This is a genomic window from Bilifractor sp. LCP21S3_F8, assembly GCF_052117805.1.
Lineage (GTDB): Bacteria > Bacillota > Clostridia > Lachnospirales > Lachnospiraceae > Bilifractor.
The window spans coordinates 1-19,316 of record NZ_JBQKIK010000021.1; the positions used below are offsets into that span (position 1 = coordinate 1).

Annotated in this window: 11 protein-coding genes; 6 read left to right on the top strand and 5 right to left on the bottom strand. The window is 48.6% G+C overall.

Annotation, left to right across the window (positions count from 1 at the left end):
• Nucleotides 1-188 precede the first annotated feature (188 nt).
• Nucleotides 189-1,505, bottom strand: coding sequence for a CapA family protein (locus tag ACTQ3A_RS09935; RefSeq protein ID WP_441494781.1), 1,317 nt, complete (start codon nucleotides 1,503-1,505; stop codon nucleotides 189-191).
• 253 nt (nucleotides 1,506-1,758) lie between these two features.
• Between ACTQ3A_RS09935 and ACTQ3A_RS09940 the strand changes: the two genes are divergently transcribed.
• The 6 genes from ACTQ3A_RS09940 to ACTQ3A_RS09965 all read left to right on the top strand — a co-directional run bounded on the left by ACTQ3A_RS09940 (nucleotide 1,759) and on the right by ACTQ3A_RS09965 (nucleotide 7,949).
• The gene (locus ACTQ3A_RS09940) at nucleotides 1,759-2,706 is read left to right on the top strand and encodes a LysR family transcriptional regulator (RefSeq protein WP_441494780.1); all 948 of its coding nucleotides are present in this window, start codon (nucleotides 1,759-1,761) and stop codon (nucleotides 2,704-2,706) included.
• Nucleotides 2,707-3,171: 465 nt separating this feature from the next.
• Nucleotides 3,172-3,729 (top strand): GTP cyclohydrolase I FolE, encoded by a 558-nt coding sequence (gene folE, locus ACTQ3A_RS09945; RefSeq protein WP_441494779.1) that lies wholly within the window; start codon nucleotides 3,172-3,174, stop codon nucleotides 3,727-3,729.
• 162 nt (nucleotides 3,730-3,891) lie between these two features.
• A complete protein-coding gene (locus ACTQ3A_RS09950) occupies nucleotides 3,892-4,482 on the top strand; it encodes an HD domain-containing protein (RefSeq protein WP_441495308.1) in 591 nt (196 codons plus the stop codon).
• Nucleotides 4,483-4,650: 168 nt separating this feature from the next.
• Entirely contained in the window at nucleotides 4,651-5,460 is an 810-nt protein-coding gene (gene folP, locus ACTQ3A_RS09955; protein ID WP_441494782.1) for a dihydropteroate synthase, read from the top strand.
• 88 nt (nucleotides 5,461-5,548) lie between these two features.
• Entirely contained in the window at nucleotides 5,549-6,406 is an 858-nt protein-coding gene (gene folK / locus ACTQ3A_RS09960) for a 2-amino-4-hydroxy-6-hydroxymethyldihydropteridine diphosphokinase (protein ID WP_441494777.1), read from the top strand.
• A 70-nt stretch (nucleotides 6,407-6,476) separates the two neighbouring features.
• Nucleotides 6,477-7,949: a bifunctional folylpolyglutamate synthase/dihydrofolate synthase gene (locus ACTQ3A_RS09965; protein WP_441494776.1), complete on the top strand. Its 1,473-nt coding sequence runs from the start codon at nucleotides 6,477-6,479 to the stop codon at nucleotides 7,947-7,949.
• A 115-nt stretch (nucleotides 7,950-8,064) separates the two neighbouring features.
• Here ACTQ3A_RS09965 and ACTQ3A_RS09970 read toward each other — a convergent pair whose 3' ends face one another.
• The 4 genes from ACTQ3A_RS09970 to ACTQ3A_RS09985 all read right to left on the bottom strand — a co-directional run bounded on the left by ACTQ3A_RS09970 (nucleotide 8,065) and on the right by ACTQ3A_RS09985 (nucleotide 18,819).
• Nucleotides 8,065-15,786, bottom strand: a complete 7,722-nt coding sequence (locus tag ACTQ3A_RS09970) for a glycine-rich protein (protein WP_441494775.1) — start codon at nucleotides 15,784-15,786, stop codon at nucleotides 8,065-8,067.
• A 224-nt stretch (nucleotides 15,787-16,010) separates the two neighbouring features.
• Nucleotides 16,011-16,670, bottom strand: a complete 660-nt coding sequence (locus ACTQ3A_RS09975) for a prepilin-type N-terminal cleavage/methylation domain-containing protein (protein WP_441494774.1) — start codon at nucleotides 16,668-16,670, stop codon at nucleotides 16,011-16,013.
• Between the two features lie 125 nt (nucleotides 16,671-16,795).
• Nucleotides 16,796-17,197 carry a hypothetical protein gene (locus ACTQ3A_RS09980; RefSeq protein WP_441495309.1) on the bottom strand — a complete coding sequence of 134 codons (402 nt, stop codon included), beginning with the start codon at nucleotides 17,195-17,197 and terminating at the stop codon, nucleotides 16,796-16,798.
• 269 nt (nucleotides 17,198-17,466) lie between these two features.
• The gene (locus ACTQ3A_RS09985) at nucleotides 17,467-18,819 is read right to left on the bottom strand and encodes a hypothetical protein (protein ID WP_441494772.1); all 1,353 of its coding nucleotides are present in this window, start codon (nucleotides 18,817-18,819) and stop codon (nucleotides 17,467-17,469) included.
• Between the last annotated feature and the right edge of the window lie 497 nt (nucleotides 18,820-19,316).

Here is a 19,316-nt window from a genome sequence, read left to right on the forward strand (position 1 = left end):
ATGCCGTTATAATAAGTATACACGAAATAAGGAGGTAGTATAATGGGTTTTCAGAATACAGGCTATATCTATTGTGGTGCTCCGCCTGCGGGGCATGGGGGTTTACTGTATTTTTCTACTATCCGTTCTATATTTGATCAGCGTCATGGATCATGTACTCGTCTGACCCTGCCTGAACGCACAGTTATTCATCCGACACTGCTTGAACTCACAGTATTTCCCCCAGAAGTGTCGGTACTGTCATACACCGTATCCGTCTGATACGTGGACGCGATCTCCTGGCTTCGCTCGTCCAGCTTATCAATCACAGACTGTGCGTCCGCCCCTGTCAGCGGCGTGGGAACATAATCGTTGTACTCCCAGGTCGTGGACTCCAGACAGGGAATGATATTAATTGCAGAACCTGTCATCCTTGCGTTTTCGTCCACCGAGATGGTTGTCTGGAAAATCATCGTATCGATTTCGGTCGGATGATAATTGCCTCCGAAGCAGAAATTTCCGAGGGAATAAGCGATGGTCTTTCCCTTATAGTACTCGATTCCCTGTATCACATGCGGATGATGGCCGACCACGAGATCCGCTCCCTCGTCGATCGCCTGATGCCCGAGCTTCACCTGATACTGATCCGGGCAGCTCTCCAGCTCATTGCCCCAGTGGAAGACGGCGATAATTACATCCGCACCTTCCTTTTTCAGCTTGTTGATATTTGCGGTAACCTGAGGTGCCACGCCGTCATACTCGTCCAGCTCATAGATTCCGAACAGACCGACCTTCACACCCTTTACCTCAATCACGGCAGTATCGTCATAGCCAAAAGGCTCAATGTGATTTTCCTTCAGCGTGTTCACGGTATCCGTAAAGCTCTTCTCGCCGTAATCATGGCTGTGATTATTGGCCACGTTTGCGGCCTCAATCGACTCCTTGTTGATGATGTTCACATATTCCGGAGGAGCCTTGAAGGCGAACTGATTAGCAACCCTGGCAGTCTCGTTGGTCAGCGTCCCCTCAAAATTGATAACGGTAAGATCATCCTTGCTGAAGATATCCTTTACATTCTTCAGAAAATAATCCGGGCCGTTCAGGTCGTAGTAGGCATTCATGCTGGTGCTGTAATCAAAATACTCATCTGTCCCGAGAATTACATCTCCGGTAAAAGTCATCTTCAGGTCTGTCGGCGTGATCTTCGCGGATGCTGCCGCCGCAGCTTCAGAACTGGAGGCGGTCACCGCTTCCAGCGTCTCACCGGATGCAGTCTTTCCTCCTCCATTCTTCGAGGGACCGCCTGCGTGAACCGCCGCAGCGATGATAACCACAAGCAGAACTCCTCCGCCCGCACAGCAGGACAGTATCCGTTTCCTTCTCCGAACCTGTGCCTGCCGGCGCCGTCTCGCCGCCATCCGCCTCTTTCTCGCGCGAATCTCTTCCTCCGTCATGCCGGAAATGTCCCGCCGTGAATCCCGCCGCGCACCTGGCTTTGTGTCACGGTTCCTTCTCCCGTCATCCATAACCATAATCCCCCACATTTGAAAACTATATTCGCAGCTTCCGTGCCGCTAACAGGCGACCGTCGTTGTCGTCGCTAATGTTCTTGGCCCGCTGATGAGCAAGCTCCCCGTGGGCCAGGAACATTGCGACTCACCTTATACAAGTATATATGCAAATCCTAGTGATGAAAAGCCTTTCGTTTACTGTGATTCTTTCTTCTCCACTCTGGCTGTGATATAGTATTTAAAGAATTTTGCAAGTGAGGTCTCGGACATGGATCTGAAACAGATGGAATATTTTCAGGCGGTTGCAGACGCGGGCAGCATCAGTGAAGCGGCGAGGCGGCTTCATGTCGCCCAGCCGCCGGTCAGCTATCAGATGAAGATGCTGGAAAACGAGCTCGGAGTACAGCTCTTTGAAAGAGGTGCCCGCCACATCCGGCTTACCAAAGCGGGCCATATTTTTTATACGCGGGTTACCCGCATCCTTGAAATGGCGGATAATGCGGCAAGGGACACGATTCGGGCCGGCAAGGGGCAGACGCTGTATCTTGGGATGACATCCACAACCGTCTCCATCATCCAGCCCGTGCTGAAACGTTTTGCAACAGACCATCCCGATGTCCACTACCAGCTGTATGACGGTTCCACCTTTGAACTCCGCCACCTGCTTGACACGGGCGTGATTGAGGGTGCCGTTCTCCGGACTCCCTTTCCTGTGGAGGAGTTCAACTGCCGCCTGATTCGCACCGAACCTATGCTTGCAGGATTCCCTGCACAGTGGAGCCCGCAAAAGGCAAGAGATGCAGAATTCCCGGCCGCAAAATTCGCGGCCTCAGAATCCCCAACCGCTAAATCCCCGGAAGAATCCATTTCCGGAAATTCCGGAAAGATCTCTCTCTCAGAGCTCTCCCGCTATCCGCTCTCCGTTTACCGCAGATACTATGATCTGATTCATGAACAATTCACCGCGCAGCATCTCACACCTGATTATTTCAGTATCTGTGACGACGCCAGAACATCATTGCTCTGGTGCAGCAGCGGATGCGCCGTATGCCTGTTCCCGGAATCACTCCGGCCCGCACTCCCCGACGGAATCCGGACAATGACCATCGACTCGGAAGAGCTGCGGACCTCAATCCTGTTCGCTGCTCCAAAAGAGCGGCAGCCCTCCGCCCTGATCACCGACTTTACCGGCTATCTCATGTATGCGGCCGAATGAAATATCAACTGCAACGTACATATATGCGGCCGAATGAAATATCAACTGCAACTTATTCAGTACGTCATGTATACCTGCCGGATCCGGTTCTTTTCTCATCACACAAACCGGCGGGTTATCATCACACAAACCGGCAGGTTATCATTGATTTTACCCCCAGTCTGTACTAATATAGTTCCATAGGCAAAGCAGGATTGAAATGCGTAGTGTTTCCACTGCACGGGAGATGAGTGGGAAACGAATTGCCGGCCTTAGACAGTATATGGCACTTGTAAAAGCATGACATCTACTGGAAATGCATGGCTGCGATATTTCAGTCCATCCCGTTGCTGGACTTTATTACGGGACCTGTAACCTTGCGGTCCTGTTTTTTTTGCCTTTTTATCTCCTGCGCATGCGTCATGCCGGCTGCAACAGCGAGAAAACGCAGCCCGCGTTTCATTGAATTGGAGGTTTTATCTTATTATGATTGACAAGGTGAAGGTGGAACAGGCTGTGCGCCTGTTTCTTGAGGGAATTGGCGAGGATCCTGACAGAGAGGGCCTCAAGGGTACGCCCGACCGCATCGCGAGGATGTGCGAGGAGATTTTTTCGGGTACAGACGAGGCGGCAAAAAAAGCACTCTCCGTCACATTCTCCAGTCCCGCCGACAACCTGGTTCTCGAGAAGGACATTCATTTCTACTCAGTCTGCGAGCATCATCTGCTCCCCTTCTTCGGCAACGTGCACATCGCTTATCTGCCGAACGGAAAGGTCGCAGGACTCAGCAAGCTTGCCCGCACCGTTGAGGCATATGCCCGCCGCGCCCAGATCCAGGAGAAACTGACGGATCAGATCGCGACCGCTGTGATGGAAAATCTGGACGCCCGCGGTGTCATGGTTGTCATCGAGGCAGAGCATCTGTGCATGTCCATGCGCGGGATCAAGAAACCCGGCACCCGGACCATGACCTATGTCTGCAAGGGAGCATTCGAGAAAGATCCCGCTCTTGTAGACCGCGTGCTCGCCATGATCCGCACCTGAGAAATCCGTCACCTGTTGCCTGTCAGGATAATGTCTGAAGTCTGCTGGCAGATAGCCTTACGATTTCATGGACAGAGCCTGAAGTCTGTTGCATATAGCTTTGAGGCTTTCGAAAAAACCCTGAGGCATGCAGCAGATCAGCCTCAGGTACCACACAGAATTATGGAGGCAATCATGTCCCCACACACCAGTGAGAACAGCCAGCATCCGGAACAGCCGGACCGTGTCCGCAGGATCATGGAGCACCCGGAGTTCCGCATGGAACTGGAAAAAACACAACACCTCGAGAAGGACCGCGTTTTCTGCCGTCACGACTGGCAGCACCTTCTCGATACCGCAAGAATCATGCAGATCCTCTGCCTTCGGGAGAATCTTCCGGTAAGAAATGATCTGATCTATGCGGCCGCTCTGCTCCATGACATCGGAAGAGCGCGCCAGTATGAGGACGGCACTCCTCATGATCTTGCCGGCGTACAGATCGCCGGCCCGATTCTTGCGGACTGCGGCTATACCGCAGCTGAAACCAGCCTGATCCTGTATGCCATCGGCAGTCACAGATTACACGCAGCCTTGACTGCCGGAAGCGATCCGGCCCTTGCTTCGGAAAAGGCAGAATATTCCGAAGCTATCCAAAACCGATTTGCACAGATTATGTACGCTGCAGATAAAAAATCCCGTCCGTGCTATATATGTAACGCCCGAAAGGACTGCAACTGGCCGGAGGAACGCAAAAACCGGACACCGGAGATATGACGGTTCCAGCCGCCTGCTCCTCTGCCCGGTTTTGCCGGTCTCGCGGGCCCGAAAGATAACAGACATCCAAAAAGAAAGTAGAGGTACTTGATCATGAGCAAATCAGAAGCACCACGTACAGAAGCCATCGAAGCCCCGGCAGCTTCCGCCGGCAAAGCAGTGCACACCATAAAAATCGGCACACGCACCTTTGAGCCGGACAAGCACTGCTATATCATGGGAATCCTGAATGTCACACCGGATTCCTTCTCCGACGGCGGAAAATGGAATCACCTGGACACAGCCATGAAACATACAGAGCAGATGATCGCAGAGGGAGCCGACATCATCGATGTCGGCGGAGAATCCACCCGTCCCGGATACACAAAGCTTCCGGACCAGGAGGAGATTGACCGCGTTGCCCCCGTCATCGAGGCAATTCACAGCCGCTTCGATATCCCGATCTCCCTCGACACCTACAAGAGCGCCGTTGCAAAAGCAGGTCTTGCGGAGGGCGTCGATCTAATCAACGATATCTGGGGCTGCAAATATGACCCCGAGATGGCTTCCGTTATCGCCTCGTCCGGCGTCGCCTGCTGCCTGATGCACAACCGGGACAATACCGACTACACCGATTATCTGCAGAATGTTCTGGATGATCTCAGGGAATCCGTCGCAATCGCGAAAAGAGCCGGTGTGGCGGATGACCGGATCATTCTGGACCCCGGCATCGGCTTCGCCAAATCCTACGAGCAGAACCTGAAGCTGATGAACCACCTGGAGCTTCTGAAGGATCTCGGCTACCCGTATCTTCTCGGCACATCCCGGAAATCCATGATCGGTCTGACCCTGGATCTGCCCGCGTCCGAGCGTGTGGAGGGAACCATCGCCACAAGCGTCATCGGTGTCATGAAAGGCGCCGGCTTCGTCCGCGTCCATGATGTCAGGGAAAACGCCCGGGCCATCCGCATGACAGAAAAGATCCTGCAGACCATATAAGTCCCCCGCATTGCACCACTGCCGCAATGCGCATATATGACTGCGCCGTTCAGACATACAATTCATAAAAACAGAAGGAAAAGAAACGATGCATTCAACCAGCCATGACGAAATCCGAATCGACAATTTAACGGTATTCGCAAAGCACGGCGTCTATAAAGAAGAAGCCGTGCTCGGTCAGAAATTTACCGTATCCGCGGTGCTCTGCACCGATATCCGGAAGCCCGGCCTCACCGACAATCTCGAGAACACCATTAACTACGGAGAGGTCTGCCACGAGATCACCGGTTTTTTGACAAACCGCCGCTTCCAGCTGATCGAGGCCTGCGCCGAACAGCTTGCGGAACACCTTCTCGTAAAATATGAAGGTCTTCTCCGGGAAATCACCCTCGAGATCCATAAGCCCTGGGCACCCATCGGCCTTCCGCTCGACCAGGTCTCCGTCCGGATCCACCGCGGTTGGCACACTGCCTTTCTCGCGCTCGGCTCCAATATGGGCGACCGGCAGGCAATGCTCGATCTCGCCGTGAACGGTATCAAAAATGAAAAAAAGAACCGTCTCCTGAAGGTCTCCTCCTTCATAGAGACGGCTCCCTACGGCTACACCAACCAGGACCCCTTCCTCAACGGTGCCTGCATGATCCGCACTCTTCTCACTCCCGAAGAGCTGCTTGATCTCTGCGCCTCCCTTGAACAGGAGGCACAGAGAGTCCGCAAAATCCACTGGGGTCCCCGCACCCTCGACGTGGATATCCTCTTCTACGATCAGGAAATCATCGGAACGGAACGTCTCAACATCCCGCACCCTGACATGGCAAACCGGGACTTTGTCCTTCGGCCCATGGCAGAAATCGCGCCGTGGTGGAGCCATCCGGTCACACACCTGACCATGGCGCAGATGCTCCGGAACCTGGAAAATTTTGAAGGAACTTACAAAAAAAATTAATTTTCGTCAGGCATTTTGAAGAAAAAGACCGGTTTCCGACAAGATCCCGATTAATAATAGAGGAGACAAGATGAATTTCAGAGAATCAATGGAATATCTCGACAGCGTCCCGAAATTTTCACCGAAAGACGTAGTAAGCGGCACCGTCGCCTACGAACTCGGAGCAATGCGGACGCTGATGGAATCACTGGGAAATCCGGAGAAGCAGCTCCGCTTCGTTCACATCGCCGGAACAAACGGAAAGGGCTCCGCTTCCGCCTTTCTCTCACAGATTCTCATTGAGAGCGGCCTTCGAACCGGAAGCTTTAACTCTCCCGCCATCGAGCATTTCACCGAACAGTTCCGCATCAACGGACGCGACATCACCGAGGAAGACTTCGCAGCAATCCTGACCCGCGTCGCGTCACAGATTCAGCAGAACCTCAGAGACGGAAAACCGCAGCCCACTCAGTTCGAGATCCTGGTTGCAGTGATGTTCCTCTATTTTCACGAACAGAACTGCGACATCGTCGTCCTCGAGACCGGAATGGGCGGTCTCCTCGATGCCACAAATGTCATTCCCTCCCCGGAAGCCGCCGTCATCATGACCATCAGCATGGACCACACTGAGATTCTCGGCCGCACACTCCGCGAAATTGCCTTTCAGAAGGCCGGCATCATCAAGGAAGACACCGACGTTCTCCTCTATCCCCAGAAGCCGGAGGCCGATCAGGTCTTCGAAGCGGTATGCAGAGAAAAAAAATCCCGCCTTCACCGGGTAAACGTCTGCCGGGAAGCGCGGGAATATTCCCTGCAGGGACAGATCTTTGATCTAACGCTCGAAGCGGATTCGCAAAGCTCTTTATCTGAAATGTCTCTTCCCGAATCTTCCGGATCTGAAACATCAGTACGCGAAACATCAGTACGCGAAACATCATTATTCGGAACATCAGTATCCGAAATCTCTACAGATAACACGTCAGCATCAGGAACAACGATCCGGGATCTCTTCATCCCGCTCCTCGGCTCCTATCAGTGCGCAAACGCCTCCATGGCCGTCGCCGCAGCCGAAATTCTCCGGCAAAAAGGCTATCCGATCACGGAAGACGCTGTCCGAAAGGGACTCAAACACACCGTATGGCACGGAAGATTCGAACTCATGCACAAAAATCCCGCCGTCATCGTAGACGGCGGGCATAATCCGGAAGGTGCCGCAATGCTCCGGGACAGTCTCACCCGCTACTTCCCGGGGCAGAAAATCACCTTCCTCATGGGCATCCTCGCAGACAAAGACTACCACAGGGTCATCGATATCGTCGGACCCCTTGCAAAACAATTCTACACCGTACCCGTGCCGAACCCCAGAGTCCTCGATCCCGAACAGCTCGCCCGTGAACTCCGGGAGGCCGGATACACAGCTGAAGCCTGCGGCTCGATCGAAGAAGCCACCGACAAAGCCCTCAAGAACTGCACCGAAAAAGATGTCATCTGCTCCTTCGGATCCCTGTACTATGTGGGAAGAATACGGGAGCATCTGAATGTCGAATTCTCAGAAACGAAATAATAATCGAAGTAAAAATACCAATTCTGAAAAGCAGATCATTTTTACTCAGCGATCAACTCCAGCAAGAGCCCGGAAACCGGGCTCTTTTCTGCTGCATCCATCCTATAAATACACCTCATGAATTGCTGGATGACACGATACTTTCATCCGAACCATCCTCATCCACCTTCTTCGAAGAACTCCCGTCTGCAGAGCCCGCCGAATCCAATGATGAACCGGACCCCTTCTGACTACCTGCACTCGTTCCACCACCGGTTGTACTGTCCGTACTTCCTCCGGTATTTGTAGCCGCATTCGAATTCGCTGCCGATCCACTATTTTTCCCAGATCCTGCTTTCGGCGCAGCATTTCCTGTAATCGTGTTCGAACCGTCATCTTCCTTCACATTAATTGTAACAGAGGTACTTACCACTTTATCAGGTCCGGCAGCGGTGATGACATACGTTCCGGCAGATCTGCTCGTGAATGTACGTACACTGCCCGTTTCTGGCAATAAAACCGAATCGCCTGAAATTTCATTGCCATTCGGATCCGTAACTTTCCAGGTTGCATCATTGACATACTGGTTCTGAGCGTCTTTGAGAGTGAGCTGAACTGGAGTGTTCATTAAAATCGTTATCGGGTTATTCTCATCCGGTTTTTGTTCAACATTGTTATTCGTGATGCTGAAGCTGTATGATGGCAGGTATGTGATCCGGCCGTGGCCATTTCCTTTATCAGAAGAATCAAACGATGGAATATCACTATTTTCTCCAACGAGAGTACCTCCCCTCATTGTTGTTCCATTTGTAATGGGTGAAGCAATATTAGAGGTCTTAAAATAACCAGAACCGCCGCCAGCGGAAGGAGCAACCTGATTTGTGGTATCCTTAAAGTTGCTACTACCTCCTCCGTACCAGCCGCCACCACCGCCGGCACCAACACTGTACTCATTTTTTTCACCATTACTATTATTCTTCAATGGTGAACCTCCTAAACCGAATCGACCACACATAACTCCATTGTTACCTACTACGCCACCTGTGCTTTGAGTTCCCCCGGTTCCATATATTGGATCACGAGACTCCGCCTGCTCTGTATTAGTAAACGCAGTGCCCCTTGTTCCTGCATCACCACCACCATTCCCACCTTTATTTCCTATACTAAAATATACTTTTTTACTAAATTTATTGCCGTAGAACCCGGCGCCGCCTCCTCCGCCAGCTACAAGTAAAATGTGATCCTTACTTGAATAAAAATCTTTTAATTCACTTGGCTGATCTTGTGCCTCAGCCCGAATAGCCATGTGTGACGCTCCACCTCCTGAACCCAAAACCCAATAGCTAGTCTTTTGACTATCCCCTATCGAAAGACTATGAGATGTTCCGCCTCCATTCCAACCACCTTCTAAAGTCAGATCTGTTGTATTGTTTGTAAACATATTTTCTGTCGCATCCATGCCACGACCACCAATATACACATCAATGCTTTCATTTTTATTCAGATACACGTAATTAACTGCATATCCACCTTTTCCACCTTCCGCAGTCTTTGAATCAAAAGACGCATTTCCTCCGTTAGCGCCCCAGACTTCAAGCTTATACCAACCATCAGCTGGCGCAGTATATGTCTGCACTTCATTTTTCGAATAATAATCAGTTACATTATCTATTTTCCATTGGGCGGTAAGGGTTACTGTACCTGAAGTCGCTAACCCGGATACTTTATCCCCCGCACGATAAATGTTACCGGATTGATCCTGCCATCCCTCAAAAGTCCAATTTTGGCCCTCTGGCGCCTTACACTCAGGAAGAGTTACGTCTATTACATAATCGATATTATCAATTCTGGATATTTCTTTACCGTCAATTTCAGGTGTTCCATCATTTCCATCAAATTTAATCGAATAAATCGCATCATTCCAGTCCCAGTCACCAAATGCGATCATTCCATCAGGCATTGGGAATGGATAAACCTTTTCATTTGAGCCAGTGTATTGATAATATGGTTTTGTTGTGTCTTCACTTGCTTTTTTACCGTATTCGTATTGGTCAGTGAGATTCTGAAGATCTTGGTAAGAGTAACCTCTAACTTTTTCTTTTATTGAATCATTATTCTCGCTCTCTTTTATCGCCTTCTTTTCACAATCAATGCTAGTGAGATATGCACAATTCTTTATCTGATTAGAATACTCTGGTGCTGTATACGACTTAAGAAAGAAATAATAATTATTCGACACCGTACTTTTCCAGATAGCAGAATAATCATTCGAAATACCATCAGTCCAACTGCTATTATTATACTGATAAAGAAATCCTGCACCCTTGGTTGCATTAAATAACATTCCAACACTATGACACTGATCTATTTTACCAGCTGTACAGGAATACCCAAAACCGGCTACTATATCTGATGCAGTCACTAGCGCATTAGCATAACTGGATTTAATTGTTCCGGAATTATTCAAGAAAAATCCTGCCGCATTTTTATTGCCGAATACTTTTCCCGAGTAGCTACAACCATTAATAGTTCCTTTATTGTCCTGAATAAAGCCAGCAATATCCTCAGCATCTTTGGAATCTGAAATGTTGCTATATCCGCAAACTAACAAATTATATCCAGCCTTCTGTTCAATATCATCTGAATACATTTTGACTAGATTCGGATTATAATACATAGTTTGGTTTTTATAGGAATTCTGATATTGTAAATATGCATTATTATCAGCATATAACTGACAATTTTCTATTGAATGGTTAGCATCGTTATTGTTGGCAAAACCGTTTTTACCTATCTGGGCATTGATCACATTACTATTCGATATAGTACCGCTATTGCTGTCTACAAAGCCATTTTCACCGATCGTAACAGATTGCAGAGATACCCCTATACTATCTTTACCTTGGGCACCAATTGTTCCGGTATTTGTTTCTGCTACTCCGTTTTTATCTATTTTAGCATTGATCACTTTACTATTTGATATAGTTCCACTATTGTTGTCTACAAATCCATTTTCGCCGATCGTAACAGATTGCAGAGATACCCCTATACCTTCACTTTGGGCACCAATTGTTCCGGTATTTGTTTCTGCTACTCCATTGCCTTTGATTGCAGCAATTTTAATACTGCAATTTACAATCTGCTTATTATTTTTCCTTACAATACCATTCTTTCCAATATTGCTAATATCCTCCAGATTTACATTGCTGATTGTTCCATTATTTGAATCTGCAACTCCATTATCATCAATATTGCTGATATTCTTGAGACTTACATAGCTGATTGTTCCGTTATTATCATATGAAGCTCCATTCATGGATATTTTCGAATTATTGATTATACTATTCGATATTGTCCCTTGGTTAGTCTTTACAATACCATTTTTTTCTATTTTTGTATTAATGATTGTACATCCATCAATTTTATCTGTTAAATTCCATCCTTGATTCGTTGTTGATATTCCATTTCCATTGATATAAGATTTTTCTATTCTTACATTTGAAATGGTACCATTGTTTGTTGTTGCTACACCATCACCTTCTGTTGAAACATCATCTAATGAGCAATTAGAAATAGTTCCCGAATTATTATTTGAAACAAAAGCAGCACTAGAAAAACTAGAATTCAATATCTGTAAAGCACTCATTACGCCGTGATTATCACCCACCAGAGAAGATGCCTTCATATTAGTTATTACTAGGTTCTCTAAGTGGCTATAATCTTGACTATTATCCTTCCTCCAATGAATTGAATTTATCAATGGATTGGTTAATGAGTCGAGACAAAAATATTGATCATCTTGTTTTATTGCCCCTTTATAAGTTCCGAATAAATTGCTTAAGGTTGGTGATTTAATACTTATATTTTTACCCATCTCAGTAAAATGGATCAACGTATTATTAAACGAAATGTCCATTGTCTGAGTCACAACATTAGTACCATTACCAGATGTACTAAGATACTTTCCCCCATCTAAAAGCTCAAATAACACTTGAAGTTGATGTGCACTTCTAATGTAATAAGGTATAGTATCAGATGATGTTGAAACATAATCTGAAAAGTATGGATTCATAAAGAACGTTGTAGGCCTAGATTGTAAATCATTGTAAAAGTCAATGTTTAATGTTGTAGAATACCCATCACCATAATTTTCTCTCGAAATTACTTCATTATTCTTTGTGTTGAAATAATACGCATGATATCCTTTGATTTGTAACTTATCCGTAATATCATCATATTGAATAAGAATCTCTGAATTGACTAAAGAAGAAATAGAACTTTTAACACCATTTCCTACCCAACTCATTGAAACCTGATCAAGATCATTTTGTTCCGATACAAGAATTAGATATCCATCCTCAGTAACATACTCTCCCCCATCCGGTGCTGCCAAAAGCCTATGCTCATTTAATATGCCTGGAGACTGCTCCTCATTTAAGGTTGTTCTTGTATTTATTTCTTTATAGGAGACGTTGGAAGCGTTACCACCAACAACCGCATTCCCTATATACCCATGATAATATACGCTCTTATTTTTTGCTGCTTCGCTTCCGGTTCCATGCTGCACAATCTCGTAGTACAGAATTCCGAAACTGCCATCAAGGTCCTGTGCCTTCGTAACGACCCAGTCGCCATAATACACCGACTGTCCGGAGATCATCTGATACGGGTATTTTCCCTTAAGACTTGAATCATATCTATTTGTATCTACTGAAGAAGTCTGTTTTGCAAAAGGAGTACCGGCATCGTTGACGTTTGCTTTCTTTACGCCTGCCCCGGTGAGATCCGACTTGTTCACCCCGGCCAGATAATAATTCTTCGGTGAATTATTACCTCCGTTGCTGACACTTCCACCCACGAACACTGTCCCGTTCGTAAGTCCTGTTGAATAACAGGACTTAACCGACAAGTTCTCATTTGTGCTGTTGGCGATAAAGCTTCCGGCCTCGGCGGCATTCTCCGAGTCACTATCGTTACCTGAATTTGCGGTGGTCCCGGAATATGCAGATGCTGTTGTGAAGCAATTCTCGACACTCAGAGCATTGCTTCCTGCTATCTGTCCGATGAAGCCTCCGACATAGCCATTTCCGCGGATGTTGTAACGTCCCTGCGTTGAATTGTTATTTACGGTTTCGTTGTAAGCTCCTTCCGCTGTCCTTCCGCCGACATAGCATTTCGATATCTGGCTTCCACCGGCCGAACTGTTCAGGTATCCGATGAGTCCGCCGAAGCCATCACCGGCCGTACCCGCACTTTCCCCCTGTGTATCAGAATCCGCGACATACATGGATACTGCATCGTTCTCGACATCAAGATTTCCTTTGCTGCTGATATATGCGGCAAGCCCGCCCGCAACTTTTTTCGCGGAGATAAGATCCTGGTTTCCCACGCCGAATACGTTGCAGTTCTTAATTGTTACAGATCCTGCATAGTTGGTATTGTTTCCGGAATTACCTTCTGACGTGCTTCCAGGTTCGCCTGCTGCACAATAGCCGAGAACTCCTCCTGCAGAGTAAGCTCCGGTGATTTTCAGATATTTTTTGCTATTATCTGCATTGCCAGCATTCGCTGAAGTGCTGTTTGCTTTCCCGGATACCGAAACTGTGCAGTTCTCCATGCGCAGACCCGTCCAGGTGCCTTCTGTCCCTGTTCCGCCTCCAATCTGACAGCCGAGGATTCCCCCTGCATTTGCGTTATTATTGGAATTTGCACTATTTGAACCGTTATTTTTAGCAGTATTCGAATCGTTGCCCGAATTTGCGGCAATTGTCAGCGTCTTCCCGGACAAAACTTTTGCATAAAGGATGCTGGTACTGGAATTTGCCGCCTCTCCCAGGATGCCCCCTGCCGCCTGATCCGCCGTGAGGCTAAGCGCAGTATCTCCTGTTACGGTTACATTCTGAATCTTGGTCTCCCGATTTGTCTTTCCAACCACAAATCCGGCATAGGCAGCCTTTTCAGCCGTCGGATTCTTCAGCGTCAGCCGCTGGATTGTCATTGTGTTTCCGCCTGTTGTTCCGGCATCGATATAGCCGAAGAGACCTGCACAGGTACTTCCTTCAGATTTATTCATTTCCTCAGGAGTGGTCGTTTTGGGGCCGGAACCGGTCTTGTCCGGAGTGCCCGTGCCCGAACCGGCAGTTGCAGAAGCCGCTCCGATCTGAAGATTGGAGATCGCAAATCCGTTTCCATTGAATTCCGTCAGGGCAGAATCCGAGATGCTGTAGAAATTTCCGGCAGCCGTAAGCGCGGCACCCACAGCCGTATTCCATGTATTATTATAGGAAGACACAGAGTATGAAGCTGTTCCCGCTCCGCCGCCTGCTGATGTACTGCCCGTAGTCCGTTTCATCGCTTTTTCACTCAGAAAACGAATTGTCATGTTTGACCAGTCGAGGTCATTCAGCATTTTTGCTTTTGTGATGACAGCCGAACCAGACCGGGAACCCGAAACCTGCGCCCCGGTACTTCCAGTGAAGTTTACGCCGGAAACAACCGTGCTCAGGTTCTGCAGATGACGCCCATAGGCGATTCGAGCAGTGCCCTTGTCACCTCCGCTGTTTGAACCATTTGCAAAAAGGCTGTTGCAGGACAGCGTCACAGATTTTCCAGCTCCGTCAGCCGACAAAGTATCTTTCTTCTCTGCATCGGATTTTTCCGTCTCATCGCCATAAACCAGGCGGACGGTAATTGTGAGGTTTTCTCCGGGGATAAGTGGCTTCTCATTCGCAGATGCAGAGTTGCAGAACTGACTGGCAAAATGACCATCTGCCCCGTCGGTCACACTGTCCAGGGTGTAATAATACAAACGGTATTTATTGCTACTTCCACTGCCCCGTTGAATCACTCCGTTCAGTCCACTTCCACCCATAAGATTCGTAGTGCTGCCACTGGCAATACCCTTGGATGTTCCCAGGCTGATTTCCCTGGAGTTTCCGCTTGTCTGTCCGGTCACAGTCGCTTTAACCGTATAAGCTCTCTGTGAAGCTGCAGAGTCAGATTCTTTCTGCTCCGGCACAGCGACTTCGAGCATCAGACGGTCATCATTCTCAATGATGGCGCTGATATTGTCATTCTCTGACTCTCCTTCTTTCGCCGCTGATGCCGCACCGCCATAATAGCCCACCATCGGGTTGCTCTTCATGCGGGCAGATTTGCTGGTACGGTTTTTATTGTTATAAGCCGTTGTATCAGCAATGGAAGTGCTGCCTGTACTCGCCTTCTTCAGGTCCGCGGGCTTACAGTACCACACACCGTAGACCGTTGCCGTCTCCGCATCGTATTCAATGAGAATGTTTCCGTTTCCGCGGAGTGTCTCATCGATGGAGTCGTCCGGGAGAATCATGGACAGAATACGGGGATCGCTCTTGCCGTCAGCACTGACCGTCACATACCGGAAATCGTGCTTTTCATCTTTCCCAAGTGTTCCATCCGCCCAGGAAGAATCCCATGAGCCAATGCTTCCATCATAGTCAGACGGCCCGCCCGTGCCACCTGCAACGGCTCCCATTGCCTTGCCAAGCCGGTCAGAACCTCCACCTGTCTGACTTTCCGCTTCCGCAACATAGGTATCCCAGTTTCCGCTTGCCCTTGCTACGGTCATGTGATTCTGCGCTGCGACAAAAATCTCCCGCGCGGTGTCATCGAGCTCGGTCTGCTTAAGGGACTTCTGATAGCGGATGACCGCGACAAAGGCAAACGCTGCCAGAATGCCGATAATTGCAACGGTAAGCAGCATCTCTGCCAGCGTAAATCCTCTCCGGGCTCTGTCCCGGGCTGTCTTCCTTTTGTTCAGGCAGATCTTGTCCGCCTCTTCTTCTCTATGCTTCTGATCATCTGGAAAATCATTATTTCTCATGTTCTGTCATCCCCGATGTTAAAAATCCGCTCTGATATCTGGTCTGATTTCGTTCCCTGTATCCGCATGCAGGCTTGTGTCGCCATATGCGAACCATGTATTCGCATATCGGCTTGTGTCACCATATGCGCACCTTTTCTGAGATCCGGGCTGATTCAGTTTCCCGTATTCTCTCTGCTATCTGCCCTATTAGTTTCCCGTACTCACCCTGCTGTCTGTCCCTATTAGTTTCCCGTACTCGCCCTGCTGTCTGCCGCTGCCGGATAGCCTGCGATTACTGCGGTCTTTACCGTTTCCGACTCCACTACAGTATTCTCGTCCCCGTGCAGAACCGAGATCGTATACGTGAAATACGGGTTCGAATTCGAAAACTTTGTCTCTGAATCGCCGCCCGGCACATTGCCTCCGGAAGCCTCCGCTGCGGACGGTGTAATCGAAATATCCTTAATCTGAAGCTTCAGGTTCTGTGTTCTCGTCTTTGTTGTGACAATCGGAATCGCGCCGGTCGCAGAAGACGATCCGCTTGCGGAGGGATCGGATGAGCTGCTCTGAGCGTCGGTCATATATATGGTGTCCCCTTCATTATGGATATGTACCTCATATCCGCGATTTCCGGAAAAGAAGGATACATCCTTTCCATCAGACCCGAAATTCAGTGTAGAGAGATCCGCCGTGGCAAAATCATCGTCCACTGCAGCGATCGCCGTTCCGAGAAGCGTCTGTGCCTCAGCTTTCAGCGTCATTCGCCGATAGGTACGTACTGCGGCTGTCACTCCTGCCGCGACAGCCAGTGTTGCCAGAGACATCAGAAGCACAGTCACGAGCATCTCCATGAGGGAAAAACCCTTCCGCGATTTTATTGTTTTTATTCTATTACGGTTCATAGAATCACCTCGTCTGCGTCTCATGATCCTCTCTGCTCTTTTCCGGCGTCTGTCCTGTTTATCCCATCTGGTCAGCTATCCCGGCAATCATATAGGTCTGCAGCATGCCTCGTATCTGCCCTGTTTCAGCTGTCCGCCGGAAAAAAAACCGTATTTCCATCTTTATCGGTCTGCACGTTAACCTTTTCATGAATTTCGTGCAGGCTGTTGTTATCATTCCCGGCACGCGCTGGCGTGAGGGTTATTTCTGTAGGGCTGTTCTGGCTGCTGCTTTCAACCGCCAGCTCATTATGCTCCTTGATGTAACCCGAGTAGGCGGACCCGGATCTCGTGACCACCCGGCGGGAGGCCTGCACCATCGTAACCAGAAGAATGGAAGCGAGCGACACGATCAGAACCGCTACCAGTGTCTCTGTCAGACTTTCGCCCGCCTTTGAACCAAGCTTCACCCGCACGGAGCCTCCAAAACTGCCCCTTCGTCCGACACTGTTCATAGCGTTCTGTCTCACGTTTCGCGTCCTTGTCATAAGCCTGTTCATGCCTGGTTTCTTTCGTGAAAGTTTCTGCTTTTGTATTCCTGTCTCGTCATATATACTTCTCTGTCCGGATATGAACGTAATGTCTTGCATACGTTTCTGTCTGGGTATGACCGTTACGTCTGGCACTCTTTTCTGTCTGGGTATGACTGTTTCGTCTTGCATTTTTCTCTGTTTTCCCTGCATTCTTCTCACTGTCCCTTAATTATCCGTCCATCTCCAAAGAACATTCGCCGGATCCTTGTGGGCCCGACAGATCCCTATGAGCCTGCCGGATTCTGCGCGGCAATCGCGGATCCGGTGTAGACCTTTGCTTCTCCCCATCCGAATCCGCTCAGTGTCACACTTCTGGTAACAGTCACCTTGTAGGTAACGGAACCATCCGTATCATCCATGTTCTGGGGCGATACTTCTGATGGCGCGCCGGATCCTCCTGTTGTTCCGGAAACTGCGACGGGAGCAGATGCCCCCGATTCTGCGGTGTCTTTATTTTCTTCGGTGTCTGTATCCTGTGCGTACTGCAGTTCTCCGCCGTTCGCAGGAATCTTCACCAGACATCTTGCCGACGCATTTTTAAATGTGGAAGTCTGTTGTCCATTTTTATTATCTTTTTTATAAGGATAAATCTGCGCCTCGATGTTCAGATTTTTATCCATGTAAAAATCCACGCAGATCTTTATTGCTTCACTGCCCTTTCCGACGTTCAAAATATATGACTGTTTTTTGAACGCAGAGTCAGTCAGGGAATTGTCCACTGAATCGCTGTGGCCGTACATCCAGGTATGATTGCCCGGAACATCATCGCGGGTCCAATTGTAAGCATTATCGTTGGAAAATCCAGGCTCATCGCCACTCTGCCCAAGTGTTCCATCATCTTTCAGGACATAATTGCTCCAGAAGTAATGGATAATCTCTCCTGCACGAACGATTTCATACCCGGTGAGATTCAGTCTGGAATACACAGGCAGACCGGTCGTACTCTGAAGATTCGCGAACGGAGATCCCGGAAGACTTCCGTTCAGGTAATCCGAAGTGTCTGCCTGTGATGTGCCGGAACTGTCGGCCGTATTTCCTCCCGGAATTTCAGTGGTTCCCGTTGAAGCCGTCCCTCCGGATTCTGGAGTGGAAGCTCCGGACGTACCGGCATCAGCGGTTCTGGAATCGACATAGGTTCCGTCTTCATTTACTCTCCGATAGAAAGAAAACTGCGCAGTCGCCGTCAGGGTATTGTCCGTCGGGTTGCAGACAATCTGCGTACTGTCTCCTGCATTGCCGGTGCTGACTTTAGCACTGTTTCCAGCGCCGCCACTCGTTCCGCCTTCCTTACCGTTTTCGGAGGCTGTGAGTCTCAGAAGTCCCGGAAGAATCTTCTCATCCGTCAGATTCTTCCCCGCCATGCGACGCACGACAAGTCTTGCCGTAGAATACACAGCATCCTTATCTCGTTCCGTCGAGGACAAATTCTTCATTCGACCTACCGATGAAGTCGCCGCAGCGAGTATCACGGACCCGACAACCGCGCATACCAGGAAAAACAGCAATGCCACGGACAGGCTTGCACCCTCCTCCGACTTTATTTTTCTCTGAATCAGGATAGTTCTTATCTTCTTCATAATATTTCTAACGCTCATACGTTTTTCACAAAAATGAATAAGCGGTAAATCACACCGCGCCGCAAGAAAGATAAGGTCTTAATCACACCGCGCTGCACACCCTTGCGCCTGTTCGGTTAATTCCGTTAAATACAAAAAATTATAACGATAATATTACATTTTTAATAATAGCAACAAAGCTATCTCACGTCAAATTTTCCTTGATTTTTAATGGTTCTGGTGATTTATGCCCCGCAAAATCGAACTGTTCTCTCTGACGGTTTGTTCTGAGTTCCCGGAAGCGGGGTCGCTATCGGCTGCCATCATCAGAGATGTTGGACCGCCTGCTTATTCTCAGTATTCTGCACAATAATATCAGACAATAATCATGATATTTGCACGAATTTGCAATTCTCGCCCTCCTTATTGTTGACTAAAATGCTCCAGTATATTACAGTTATCTTATAAATTATTTGACGCCAACGAATATCTCATAAATTATTTATTTGACGGCAACA